Origin of the sequence: Bacillus sp. AFS098217, assembly GCF_002551815.1 — a bacterium.
Lineage (GTDB): Bacteria > Bacillota > Bacilli > Bacillales > Bacillaceae_G > Bacillus_A.
The window spans coordinates 22249-35311 of sequence record NZ_NVPR01000167.1 but is presented as its reverse complement, the minus strand read 5'-3'; the positions used below and the strand labels follow the sequence as shown (position 1 = coordinate 35311).

The following is a 13063-nucleotide window of genomic DNA, read 5'->3' as shown; positions in this document are numbered from 1 at the left end:
AATGCACGCCTTTATTCAATAAGATTTTCAAGTTCTTCAGACCAAAATGTATTCTTTTCTACAGCCTTTGGATCGATACGCTTTAATTCATTTTCAAACCAGATACACACTGATTCAGGAATTTCATTATCTAAAAAAGCAAATTCACCATTTAAGTGAATCGCTTCGTCAATTAACTTCGAAAACAATAGAAGGCTTTCTGCAAATTGATGAATGGAAGAATTAATGAAGATTTCTTCATAGTTGTTGTCGTGATGTGAATAGACTACCTTATTTCGCCAAATGATTTAACATAAAATCAACCTTTTCCGCAAATAACTCGGGCATCTCACTCCTTACATTACACAAAATCTCTTTCACTATTTGTTTCGTATACTCATCAACTCGTTGTAAAGCTTTAATATATGGTAAAATTAACTCTTCTGAATTTAAAAGTGTTCGATGAATTCTATCTGCCCAAAATTCTGCCTGGGGTAACATATTTGGTATTCCATTCGCTAACTGTACAAGTCCATCCTCTAATCCATTCCGGCTTGCAATATAAAAAATAGTTTCCATTACATCGCTGTCTGCAGAAGGTTCCGCTACCTCGTCTTCAAATACTTTACAAAGTTCTGGAATCACTTCATTTCCTGCATGAAATGATAATTCATTTAATATTTCTTCAAATTCTTCAATATCATCGCCTTCATTTTCCATAAAGCGCATTTTATATAAAATAGCAAGTTGTTCTTTATAACTCATGATGTACCTCCTGATTTCATTCGCAACGTTATTTTTTAACAGTTTAATCTTGTTCTACTTAATTTCCAATCCATTTTCCATCTATTTTACTGACACTTACTGGTTACCTAATATACGAAATACTGTGTAAATGATTATGATGTAAAAAACAGCAGAGTTTTTAAAATCTCTGCTGTTCCCTGTTATTTAACTTCTAACTTGAACCAATTATTTATTGAATATATCATCGTTATCAAACAGCCGCTTACACCAAACCAGATAAGATTAGGATCAATCATTGAACCAAATAACACCGCTATTAACGATACCATACACAATAGCATCGCTATACCATTAATCTTAATTTCGACTATATCGCCACTTTTTACTTGTTTTTCTTTACTTCCAAAAAACAATTGATTTGCTTTTATCTTCGCTTCTTCTACATCAGAAGGGAGCATGTACTCTTCATTATTTTCTAATTTCATTACAGCTTCATTATCCACCTTTAAAGCCACTCTTGTAGCTCCGCCCATCATTCCTGTTGCCCTTATTATTTTTATAGCCATTTTTAAACTCCCCCTAAACTTTTGTTCGTCTAATAAAAACCTTCCCATTTTTCAGTCTAGTATATTTTCTACAATTCTTCATCTTTTTTCAAAATAAGCGATAATTCTTCCATCGCCAGGGTACTCTCCATCCCAACCACAAGGAAAGCCACCTGCTTTATAGATTTCAAAAATAGTTTCAAAGAAATCGTTCTTTTTCCCATTGATAGCACGGCTAAAAGCACAATTAATGAGGTCAGCAACAACCTCATTAAAAAATTCATAAATATTAATCACTTAAAATCCATGATCAAAATCTATATGATATAAATCAATCCATTCTATAAATTCCGGTACTGTCCTAGCTTTGATAAACTCTTGTACTATACGATACGCCATTTCACGATCAACATAACTACAAGTATTTTGTGTATTATTACTGAATGTTCTTCGCGAGCAAGTAATGATTTAAAGTGATTTGAGAATTTAGACGAAACAATTACTAGTGGTATTAAAAAAGAAAAAAAGAAGATATCTTAGGAGAAATTGAAAATAATAACGTAACCCCGACCTGTTATCATGGTCGGGGTTGTATTTGATAAATAATCGTTTTAACAACAATCCCAGTTATACAAAACATTAGAGAAGTTTAAGTTTCGCAAATCTTCTTCTTTAATAAAGAAATTTGCAACACCTGAGTCTCCCCACATAATATCATTTTCCCCATCATCCGTATCAATTTGTAAAAGAAGAATATCGTAACCAGAATAGTTTGTTTCTCGTTCTCTCGGATCAGTTTGTGTGAAGCACGGATATCCTCCTACTTTATGCCCAGCTCCACTTAAATACTCACCACACACATCCCACATATCAAAAGTTTCTCCATCAACTTCCACTTCTTCATCTAAGTCTATGACTCCCTCAATTAGCTCTTCGAAACGATAATCAGTCATACTCATTGCTTCGTATTTTAATTGAAAGGACAGCTTGTACTCTTCTATAAATGGAAGCATATCTTTATCAATCTCATCCATATAAGCAAAATCCGTCACAAGCAAGGACTCATCTGTAATAACGTTTTCATAGTATACTGTTCGGAAATTTTTCTGATTCGTTTGTTCATCAAAGTCAATGCCATAAACATCATCTTCATATGAAATGAAAAACTGTAAAATTCCCTTTTCAGGCATATTTTCTAGTTTTGGAATATCTGTAAAATTCAGCTGTGCTAATAGCATCATGACTTTCCCATTCTCATCTTTTGGATGTTCCGCTGTTAATGGCAGATACGGATAACCTCCAAATTTACTTTGAGACAAAGAGGTATTCCCCTTATGCGCAGTAACCTGTATATACGATCGTATTGTGTTTTCTAATACATCTTTATATGGCTGTAAAATCAACGGAAATTCAAAATGAGTTTTCAAATAAATCCATCCCCTTTCAATATGTTTTCTCACACGAGAAAAAGAACGTACGTTCCTTTTATAAATTGTATAATATTCACTAAATTAATTGCAAGGAAAAACACAATTTCTCATGACATAACAAATTGCAAAAGCTCCCTATTCATCTTCACTCTTTCTTCTATAAATAAACCGTGGCCACTATTTTCAAATGGAACGATCTTAGCATTTTGAGGTGGGAGTATTACTGCCCGTTAATACGGGATGAAATGGCTTCAACTTCCCCTTATACGGATATAATGGTGCCTAGTCGATGCTTCGAATACTGGACCAACTCCTTTTCGTTGCGAAGTTCTAAAGCTTATTTAGATCCTGCAATGGAGTAACAAAAGACATAGCTTGAGCAAAAAATTTTCTAATCATTGAAGGCCCCAAAGCGCCAGTGCTTTGGAAAGCTGTTTATTCAAAAAACAAATATAAGTTGCTAGGTTTTATGACTTCATCCCCTGCATGAAAACTCCCGCCACTTATCTCCTTCGGATCTTGAAGTGGGGGTTTCTCGTGTATCACCTGCAAGAGATGCTTAACACGAGTGGAGTTGACACAGCTGCCTGATGGCACAACCCCTCTATTCCATTGGCAAATGCCTTTGGAACTGCTTTTTTTAAGATATTATAGGAGCCATTCACATCAGCGTTCAGTAGTTTGTTCTCTTTCGTACGATACAAGCCACGTTTGATACGTCTTCCACTGAATACAGGGATGTATTCCTCACCGTAAGTGGAGATATCATCATTGTCTAGAAAGGATGCCTTGCTTGTATACGATTCTTCCATGACTTGTACCATTATGCCATGTCGCTTCGCCTTATATGTGATCATTTCAATGAGTAGATTATGCGGGATATGGCAGAAGGATTGATTCTGTCGTTTTCCCATATCACTGTTTTGTTTCCATGATATATTTTTCCCAATGACAATCATAGAAATCTCATGTTGAATCGCAAACTGAACAATCTGGTAACTCATTTTGTGAAAGAAATCTTTTATTTTGAGAAACCGTTTTTCATGAAGCCTCTCTAAACGCTTGGATGTGTGTGGTCCTTCTTTGGGTTCTTTTCCATGACGAAGAATACCCAGTAAACGCGCCTTTTGTTTGTTGTAGTATTGATTGATACTTTTGATCACATTGCCCTTTACCAACACAGGAGTAGCCCCTGTATTCGTTGTGATAGTTGCAATGTTATGAATCCCTAAATCAATACTCATATAACGATTATTGTCCACATGCTTAAGTACTGGCTCAGATTGTTCTGTCACAATTTCAATCTTAAACTTCCCATAAGCAGGAGAAACACGTACCTCTTTGAGATTGTCAATCCGTCCAAACAATTTACCTATATTTAATTTTATGCTTGTTTTTGGAAAACGAATATACTTATCTTGGAGTTTACATACTTGATTCGTGAAGACAACTTCTTTCATAGATGATTTGATATATTTGGGAATACGAGGTCTGCCCGTAAAAGTGGAATGATGTTTCTGATATGCTTTCATGGAAGCGAAGAATGATTTCCAATTTTGATATAATTTCTTCATAACTGCTTGATTCACTTGTGATGGTAGGGTTATATAGTCTTGTTGCTTCATTGTTTTAAACAAACAATCTAGGAAGTTATAGGATAGGAATGATCTCTCTTTTGTCGGTAATGTAAACAGATTACATTTGATTTCTTTCCGTTCTTCTGCCGGTTTTTCTTTCTGCTTTTGCACACGTTTTTGATATGCACGAAGTTGATTTTCATTCATGATTTCAATATATGCTTGTAATGTATGGAGAACTTCTTGTTGAAGTGGCTGTAATGGTTTCTCTGTTCGTAAGGCCGTATACACTTGGCGAATATAGAAGTTTGTTGTATTGTAGAGATTTTTTGCGTTTTGACACATTTCTAGGAAGTAAGAGTATAACTTATGACCTTTCTTGATCCAAATTTGATAGGTTGCATATTCTTTTCCTTTTGTCATCCTGTTCACCACCTTCTTTTCTTCATGATACTACAAAACAGCCAAAAAGAACATATATTCGCCGTTCTACAAAAATATTTTTACAAATTCGATGGCAATTCATCTCCACCTTAAACTGGGCTATGCCCTGCACGTTTTGAAGATGGAGTTTTCTTTCCAATTTTCCGATAAATGACCCATTCCGTTAAGTTTTCGAAATCTAGATTGTATGAAATTCCTTCAGTCATATGCTCAATAAAATATGGATGATTAATGAGTACTCCGTTGATGTTGTCTTCTGTAATGTTCTTCATTTCAAACCACATGTGTTCACTTTTGCCTTCTTCATAATGAATACCAAATTTGGCAAGGAAACGAAAGTCCTCATTGTTTTGTTCAATGTTAAAAATGTTGGCGAAATACCCAAAGCTATTTTTCGCATTGTAAGCCATTCGATCTGTTTCAGCATTAGTTTTGTAGAACATCAATCCTGTATTCTCTTCTTGTTCGTTGAAAAAGCTTTCAATATATCCTTCTTCAGCATTAAAATAAAACAATACGACAGACGGAAGCTGATGGTATTCGTCTCGAGCGTCCATACCTCCAAGAAATAATTTATTTGCATCCGTTGGTTGAATGGATACTTCTTCCTCTTCAATCGAGGTTAATTGCGTAATACTCGTTTTATGCCCAATATAAGATAGGCCTTTTTCCCACGGAACGGCTACGGTATGTATCGTACCTTGCTGACTTTGTGCTATAATTACAGGCTCGTTAATCGGGACATATCCATTTTCAATTGCGTTATTAGCAAATGTTTGAAAGAGGTCGGGAATACCGTAGTAAGAAGAAAGACGGTTTGGAATGATTAATTCCACTTCCGTTACTCCCGCTCTTAAAAGCCCATGTGTATGAAGCCGATATTGCGTAGGTTCACCATCTTCATAAACTGAATGAATGACATATAAGTCAGGGATGTCGGGTAATAATTCATTTTTAACGTGATATTCAATATCTCTTCTAGTGTTATTTCATCTTCATCAACTGATGTGATAGGAGAATATAGTTTAATCCATTTATAAACGGTTACCTCTGATACGCCATACTCACTGCTTAATTGTTTGACAGGTTGTCCAGAACGATATAATTCAACAACCATTTTTTAAACTCTTCATTAAATTTCTTGTTTGTCATATGGGTACTTCCTCCTTGAAACCCATTGTAAGGATTTAACTAAGTTGTGTCCATATGACTATACTAACTCCAATAATGTTTCTTTAAGTTCGGGCTCAATACTGATTAATTCGTTTAATAACGTATTAATTGGAGAACCTTTTAAGTTAGTTAACTCATCCTTATTCTTCAGATAAATAAGATATACAAAATTCTCTTTAAGCGGGATAATAAATAAACTGTTTTTTCCATGATATAATTTCAATTTTGAGGGCCAGCCTTTGGGTCTTTCAACTTTCATAATCACACTTACTTGTTTAAATTCCTCAATCTCAGCATGAATATTAGCTTTCTTTATAGTTTCAGAAAACTTCCCATCGCAAGCGAAAATAAGTTGTGGTTTAAAGAGATTCGATTCTTCATCAGTTTTAGTAATTACCTCATATTTATCTGAAAAATCCTCAATTAAATCTTGAATAGATGTATTGGGGTACAAAGTAATATTCTTTTCTACTTTTACAAGTGATAAAATAATTTCTTGTAGATTAGCATTTGAAATACTTAATGCAAAAGGATATTTTAAATTTGGATACGAGTTATAATCTTTTTCAAAAAGAGTTTCTTGGTAAATATATTCTCCCACACTTAATATTTTTTCTGAAACCTTTTCAAGTTCCTCAAGAACTCCTAGTTGATCAAATAATTCTAATGTCTTAGGTTGCAATATTACTCCACCATTTTTATTGTTAAAATCTTTATTACGCTCTAAAACAGCTACTTTTCCTCCTTGTTTGCTGAGTAACAGAGCAAGTGTTAAACCAACTGGACTTCCGCCAATAATACAATAATCGATTTTAATGGTGTTCATTTTTACTTCCCTATTTCCAACATAGTATAAATTAAAAATCTTAATTTGGTTTCAGAATATACTTCATATATGAAATTCATATATGAAGTATATTCTCAAAAAAAATATTCCATGTTAAAATTCCCACGTAATACTTATATCATACGGAGATTCATTTGTAAATAATTCCATTTATAATAATTCATTTTACAAGAAAAAATTGTTGCTTTAACACAGAAGAAATGTTTGTATAAATAATTTTAATATGTACACGGATATTATTTACTCTTACTATTTTAGTTGGGCTTGTTGTTCATTTACTGTTGTAGCTGAGCCTTCTTTTACTAAAAAATAAACAATTGGTAGTACTAGAAAACTAGCAATTGCACATAGTATACCAATAGCTAAGAATGACTGTCCTCTCACCAATAGCCAAGAAGCACCTGCAGATGCAAACATCATTCCAATATACATTGCTGAGCTATTAAGAGCCATTACAGTACCTCTGACCTTCGGACTTAATTCTGAGATTAAGGCTGTTAATGAAGATTGTCCAAAACCAATTGATGTACTCCATAATACGTGTGCAATCATTGCAGCTATTACATGGTCAGTTAACAATGAGAAACTAACAACTCCAACTGCCGCGATAATAGTAGCAATTGAAACAACTGCTTTTTTACCTATTTTATCAGACAATTTACCACCTATGACGTTTCCAATAATACTACCAGCTCCTGCAAAAAAGATTACCATTCCAGTTTTTTCAACACTAAAATCAAAGTTTTCTTTGTAATACACTCCAATATAAGAGAACATACCTTGTAAACTAACAGTCCACAAGAAAGTGGATAATAATGCAAAGAACACAGATGAATTTGTAAAAGCTGTTTTAATTGCAGAAATCATTGCTACTGGTGCAGAAACTTGAATTTGATTTGTTGGTGGTGTTTTAGGCAACATTCCAATTACAATAAACGCAACTAACAATGCTAAAATTCCTATGCCATAAAAAGTCCATTGCCAGTTACCAACAGAAGTTAAGAAAGCCCCAATTGGTACTCCTAAAACAGTAGATCCAACCATAGCCCCCATTATCATTCCCATCGCCATTCCACGCATTTTATAAGGTATTTTATCACCTATTAATGCAAATATACTTGGCATTATCATTGCTCCTGATAAGCCTGTTAATGCACGAAAAACTAAAATTGTGTTAAAGTCTTGTGTTAATCCAGTACAAAAAGTTCCTATTGAGAATATTAGCATCCCTGTTACAATCATTTGTTTACGCCCAAATTTGTCAGAAATCGGTCCGAAAAATGGAGCAGTTAACCCATAAAATAAAGCATAAGAAGTAATTAACCACCCTCCTTTTTCCATTGGTGTTGCAGTTGATTTGGCGATATCAGGAATTAAAGGTGATACCACTAAAGAATCCATCCCAATAAAAAATGCTACAATTGCTAGTAGAAATAACATAGGTTTAATGCCTTTGTCATTCATTCAAATCTCTCCTTGTCTCCAGAAATTACTTCATATATGAATTATATATATAAGCAAATTGTAACTATTAGTCACTAGTTACAATTTTGTTATTCTCTTTTCAACATTTAGTAAATGACATTTATAATCTTCAAGGATTTCTGATAACGTTATAAACTTTTCTTCATTAAAGTAAGAAAAGTTTTCTTTAAGAAATAAATTATATTGAACATTTACTTTTTCTTTTGTTTCTTTTCCCTTTTCAGTTAAAAATACTAATGTTTCTCTTTGATCAGCTGGATTTTTAGTGGTTGTTACAAAACCATCTCTCTTCATTCGTTGAATCATAGTGGTAACATTACTAGGAGCACAACCAATTTTTTGTTTTAGATCAGACATAGAAGTTTTTTCTGTATCTGATAACACTTGTATTACTCCAAATTGCACTATACTGATATCAAATTGTTCTAATTCCTTTTCGAGATTACTTTGTAATTGATGATATACATCTCTAATCAAAGCATATAATTCTCTTGCCGCTATTTGCATAGAAAAACTCCTTTCTTCAGAAAATGAAGCCTACATTGGACAAATTAAATATAGATAATCATATTTTTATGTCAAATAATTTATATGGAGTTTACAACTATTCCTCATATACTTTTCTTACTTCTCTGAAAACCACCTTATACTTCATATATGAAGTATATTCTGTAAATAACTAAATGTCAATTATTTATACTATCATGTTATTTTCCTTCTTACATAAATAAAAAATAGGCTTGTCCTCAATGATCGTCAGTTTCGCACTTACACATATTATCCTTTAGCGCTTTATTACAAATATAGGGAGTGACATAACGCTGTCACTGTAGCTTAACTTTTCTTCTTTTTTATCAGTGTTGACGGATAAAAAAGGTCCAAACACAAAAACAGGATGTGGAGAAGACTTTCTCCACATCCTGAGAACAAATCATATATCTCTACATGACTTGTTCCTTTAACTATTTACTTTTATATCATCTGTTATAGTTGATATAACTAGAGTCATAATAAACCCACTGACCTGTTCCAATTCTTAGCCAACCGTTCTTTTCTTCATATACTGTAACTTTTTCGCCTTTACTTGCGTTTCTAACAATAGAGTAATTTGTACCTGCTCCGCTTCGAATATTTACCCCAATACCATTGATTTGAGCCGTTCCAATTACATTTTGAATACTCCCAGTTTCAATTACTTGGAGCATACTTAAAATCATTTTTGCTGTCTCACCACGAGTTGTTGTACTCCTAGGGTCGAATACGTTATTACCTTTACCTTTTATAATACCTAAACCATATAGTCTTTGAACGTCTTCTTTATAGTTAATTTGGTCTAAGTCTGAGAATGGTAGGTTTGCAACTGGTCCCCATAAGTCTTTAGTTTGTAAAGCCTTGTTTACAATGATTGCTGATTCTTCTCTTGTAATCGGTGCATTAGGGTCAAAGTAACCGTCACCTCTACCTTGAATGATTCCTGCACTTGCTACACGTCGAATACCGTCTTGTAAAGATGGATGTGCATCATCTAAGTCTTTAAATGTAGCATCTCCACTTGGTAGATTTAGAGATTTAGAGATTAATTGAGCAAATTCTGCTCTTGTTACCTCTCTGTTAGGTGAGAATACTCCGTCTCCTTCACCTTGCATAATACCCCTTTTATTTAACTCACGAATACTAGATTCATACCAACCACCTGTAATATCGTCTTGAGGTTTATAATTAGTATCATAATACCATTGAGAACCTCCTAAGAATGAACTCCAAAGTCCTCTATTAATAATATTGTCTGGGCAATGCTTACCGCTCCATTTTTGATGTTTTACTACATTATCTACTGTAATACCAGTTTCTTTCATTAAATATGCTACTAATTTCTTAGCGTTTTCTAATGCTCTATCATAGTTACCATCTCGGTTAACTGCGATTTCAATTGCAATAGACTCTCGGTTACCTGAACCATTACCGTCACCAGCATGCCATGCGTTTTCATTGATAGGAATATGTTGATAAATTTCTTTATCGTCTACTGTAAAGTGCCATGATGCTACTCGGTTTGTATCCCCTACTGCTTGGTTATATAGGTATTTAGCATGGCTTTTTGCTCCTGCTCCAACACTAGTATTATCAGTTTCATGAATTGTAATGTACTTCGGTTCCATCCGGTTTTGAGGTCTGATATTATCGTTTCCTGGTGGAACAATCCATTCTGTAAATGGAACACCGTTTATTGTACTAGTACCACTACTTAAATATTTACCGCTCAAACTACGGTTAGATAACTTGTTTTTAGGTGGTGTTAGTCTACCTGTTTCTTCTTCTGAAGGTTTTACCTTGTCAGTAACTTCTTCTTTACTGATACCCCTTCCATCTACATCTTTAAAACCTTCTTCAATACTTTGTAAAGCCTGTTCTTCTGAAACTTTAAGTTGATCTGTCTTACCTTGCCCTTGAACTTCCGCAGGCTTAATATTATTACCTCCCTGTTGTTCCTCTGCAAATGATGCTAATGGTGAAGTTAAAACCGTTAATCCTGTTGTTAATGCTACTACTTTTTTATTAAATTTAATTCTCATTTCTAATTTGGTATATCTCACTATTTTAATGGATATACCTTCCTCCTTGTACTTCTTTTAGTATGAATAATAGTTTAAATAATGGTAATCTGAACCCAAAAGATAACAACTTGATTTTTCATTTCATATAATCAACCGAAATCTATAGGTCCTCCTTTCTTTTTAGCCTATTCAAGTAATAAAGGAAAATCCTTTAAATAAGTATATTGCAAATCATACATCTAAACCCTTAATGCATATCTCTTAATAGATATATTAACAGAAATAAATGAAGATAAGATGCAAATAATATAAAAATATCGCTTATTTATTCAACCAATAACAGAACCGAATGGTGAAACCACATATATTTTCGCGCTAGCATCCTTACAACCTGTTGATGAAGCTATACAATTGAAGATTTTTGGTCCAGAAAGATAAGGGAAATCAGATTTTCGTGTTCCAGTTGCTAACATCATCATAGACATCTGATAAAGTATCCGACGCGTATCTCGAACACCACTATATGTTTGTTTAGTCGAGCATACAGAAGTTCCAGATTGTGAATTTTCGGCTGAAACACCGAGATTCTTTATATGTATTAAAGCGCTCTATATCGCCAATAACACCGATTAGAGTACAAGCAATATTTTCACTTACAAAAAGAAAAGAAAGAAGTAACTTCGTATATGGATGTGGTTTAACTCCTTTTTCAGGGTTTCCTCTGAGGAGAGAATGAATTTCTACATCGATAAACTGGATGCTTTCCTCAGGCCTCAAAGCTTCTTCAGCAACTTTATTATCACTCAACAAGATGCACTGGTGTATTCGCATGAGTCGATAACTCATCGGTCTGTCTAGATAGCTAATTAATTCTTATTTTCTATGGTCCTCGGTGCTTCGTATCTGCGGATACATCCCCCGCTATAGGCCTCGTCCTCCTCCAAAACCAATCAGCCCCTGATACATAATTCCCTGTTTTATACTCTTTCGCGTATAGTATGTAGTCTTTTATTTCCAACTAATTTATTATTAAAAGATTATAGAAATATCGTAACTTTATTTTAAATAATAACTTTTTTCACGAAATAAAACTTATTCATCAATCTAAATCTTTATTTTATTAAATTTGAAAAATAAGAATGGATAAATCCAATTAAGCCAATGCTGTTCAGTCTAAAACATTATTTTAACTGAATATTAAGAAAAGGATAGTTATTCTCAATCCTTATTCTATAAAGGTTCATTATTCGTACTTGTTCTTCAGTTAATTCCTCTTTATTCCAGTACATATGCATTAAGCTATATTCAAATACTTCCTTTAATTTAATAAACAAAGGAAGCTTATCTATCATTTCCTTAGATATTTCATTTTCCTCTCGGTATCCGTCAACTATTGCTTGTGTAATAGAATTCCCATAGTCAACTATGTTACCATTCCCTACAAACGAATACTCCATCGCGCTATAAATTGGAACTGCTAAATCAAATATATAAAAATGTTTCTCACAATCTTGAAAATCAATCATTGTCAAATTCAAATCATTTTCTACTAATATATTTTCTAACCATAAATCGCCGTGTATCAAGCCATAATTTGAAGGGCTCTTTGGCAGTTTCTTTATCGAAGACAAAACCTCATGTGCAAATTCTCTAATAATACCTTCTTCTTTAGGGATATAGGTAAGAAAAGAATATTCCTCATTGTCATACCAATCGTTTATATGTTTTATCGGTTCAATATTTTCAAACTTTTTAGATAAACGATGTAATCTACCAATTTGCTGACCCAATTTTTTCAACACACTGGAATTCCATTGACTTTTTGGTAAGTGTATACCAGAAGCAGCTTTATACAATACAATAAAAAGCTCTCTGTCTAATGTTATTTTTTCTACTAATTTACCATTTAAAGAAGTTATTATTGGAGGTACTCCTAAACCTTCCCTATATAAAAAGTCTGTATATTTAACTTCTTCCAACTGTTCTTCATACGTTTTATAGTTAGTTATTCTAACGAAGTAGTCACCTTGTTCCGCAATACACTGATACATTTCATTTGTTACTGATTTAACCTTAATAAAATCCACTGGATATATTTCATTCATTAATTTAAGTATCTTCTTTTCTAGATTAATCATTTCAAACTCCTTTCCTACCCTAAATTTCGACTTGTCTAACTTAAATTCTTTCTCCCACTAACCTGCCAGTTAGCTTAAGTATATTTCTTCATCCCCCTCCCCATACTACCATATATATCCAATCTAGTATCCTTAAAAAATAC

The 13063-nt window shown here is 33.4% G+C and carries 10 protein-coding genes and 4 pseudogenes; all 14 read right to left on the bottom strand.

Annotation, left to right across the window (positions count from 1 at the left end; translation table 11 throughout):
* Window positions 1–11: 11 nt before the first annotated feature.
* Entirely contained in the window at window positions 12–284 is a 273-nt protein-coding gene (locus COO03_RS25770) for an SUKH-4 family immunity protein (protein ID WP_255257305.1), read from the bottom strand.
* Window positions 271–744 (bottom strand): Imm30 family immunity protein, encoded by a 474-nt coding sequence (locus tag COO03_RS25765; protein WP_097899789.1) that lies wholly within the window; start codon window positions 742–744, stop codon window positions 271–273. The genes COO03_RS25770 and COO03_RS25765 overlap by 14 nt, the downstream gene beginning before the upstream one ends.
* Before the next feature lie 182 nt (window positions 745–926).
* Window positions 927–1292, bottom strand: a complete 366-nt coding sequence (locus COO03_RS25760; protein ID WP_097899788.1) for a hypothetical protein — start codon at window positions 1290–1292, stop codon at window positions 927–929.
* 78 nt (window positions 1293–1370) lie between these two features.
* Window positions 1371–1550 (bottom strand): annotated as a pseudogene (locus COO03_RS25755) (hypothetical protein); the annotation flags it as partial.
* A gap of 332 nt (window positions 1551–1882) precedes the next feature.
* Window positions 1883–2704, bottom strand: a complete 822-nt coding sequence (locus tag COO03_RS25750) for a YwqG family protein (RefSeq protein ID WP_097899826.1) — start codon at window positions 2702–2704, stop codon at window positions 1883–1885.
* A gap of 539 nt (window positions 2705–3243) precedes the next feature.
* A complete protein-coding gene (locus COO03_RS25745) occupies window positions 3244–4701 on the bottom strand; it encodes an RNA-guided endonuclease InsQ/TnpB family protein (RefSeq protein ID WP_097899787.1) in 1458 nt (485 codons plus the stop codon).
* A gap of 110 nt (window positions 4702–4811) precedes the next feature.
* Window positions 4812–5705 (bottom strand): annotated as a pseudogene (locus COO03_RS25740) (DUF4026 domain-containing protein); the annotation flags it as partial.
* A pseudogene (locus COO03_RS25735) lies at window positions 5672–5874 on the bottom strand (transposase); the annotation flags it as partial. The pseudogenes COO03_RS25735 and COO03_RS25740, both read right to left, overlap by 34 nt.
* A 58-nt stretch (window positions 5875–5932) precedes the next feature.
* Window positions 5933–6721, bottom strand: coding sequence for an FAD-dependent oxidoreductase (locus COO03_RS25730; protein WP_097899786.1), 789 nt, complete (start codon window positions 6719–6721; stop codon window positions 5933–5935).
* A 270-nt stretch (window positions 6722–6991) separates the two neighbouring features.
* Complete coding sequence (locus COO03_RS25725) at window positions 6992–8206, bottom strand: MFS transporter (protein WP_097899785.1); 1215 nt, start codon at window positions 8204–8206, stop codon at window positions 6992–6994.
* A 78-nt stretch (window positions 8207–8284) separates the two neighbouring features.
* Window positions 8285–8734 carry a MarR family winged helix-turn-helix transcriptional regulator gene (locus COO03_RS25720; RefSeq protein ID WP_097899784.1) on the bottom strand — a complete coding sequence of 150 codons (450 nt, stop codon included), beginning with the start codon at window positions 8732–8734 and terminating at the stop codon, window positions 8285–8287.
* Between the two features lie 470 nt (window positions 8735–9204).
* The gene (locus tag COO03_RS25715) at window positions 9205–10800 is read right to left on the bottom strand and encodes an S-layer homology domain-containing protein (RefSeq protein ID WP_097899825.1); all 1596 of its coding nucleotides are present in this window, start codon (window positions 10798–10800) and stop codon (window positions 9205–9207) included.
* Window positions 10801–11231: 431 nt separating this feature from the next.
* Window positions 11232–11574 (bottom strand): annotated as a pseudogene (locus tag COO03_RS25710) (transposase); the annotation flags it as partial.
* A 389-nt stretch (window positions 11575–11963) separates the two neighbouring features.
* Window positions 11964–12920 carry a phosphotransferase enzyme family protein gene (locus COO03_RS25705; protein ID WP_097899783.1) on the bottom strand — a complete coding sequence of 319 codons (957 nt, stop codon included), beginning with the start codon at window positions 12918–12920 and terminating at the stop codon, window positions 11964–11966.
* Window positions 12921–13063: the final 143 nt, after the last annotated feature.

What these genes read in the sequence shown, in the direction of transcription:
- COO03_RS25730 (WP_097899786.1), bottom strand. Translation starts at nt 6,721, where the DNA reads ATGAACACCATTAAAATCGATTATTGTATTATTGGCGGAAGTCCAGTT.
- COO03_RS25715 (WP_097899825.1), bottom strand. Translation starts at nt 10,800, where the DNA reads ATGAGAATTAAATTTAATAAAAAAGTAGTAGCATTAACAACAGGATTA.
- COO03_RS25705 (WP_097899783.1), bottom strand. Translation starts at nt 12,920, where the DNA reads ATGATTAATCTAGAAAAGAAGATACTTAAATTAATGAATGAAATATAT.
- COO03_RS25760 (WP_097899788.1), bottom strand. Translation starts at nt 1,292, where the DNA reads ATGGCTATAAAAATAATAAGGGCAACAGGAATGATGGGCGGAGCTACA.
- COO03_RS25725 (WP_097899785.1), bottom strand. Translation starts at nt 8,206, where the DNA reads ATGAATGACAAAGGCATTAAACCTATGTTATTTCTACTAGCAATTGTA.
- COO03_RS25765 (WP_097899789.1), bottom strand. Translation starts at nt 744, where the DNA reads ATGAGTTATAAAGAACAACTTGCTATTTTATATAAAATGCGCTTTATG.
- COO03_RS25720 (WP_097899784.1), bottom strand. Translation starts at nt 8,734, where the DNA reads ATGCAAATAGCGGCAAGAGAATTATATGCTTTGATTAGAGATGTATAT.
- COO03_RS25745 (WP_097899787.1), bottom strand. Translation starts at nt 4,701, where the DNA reads ATGACAAAAGGAAAAGAATATGCAACCTATCAAATTTGGATCAAGAAA.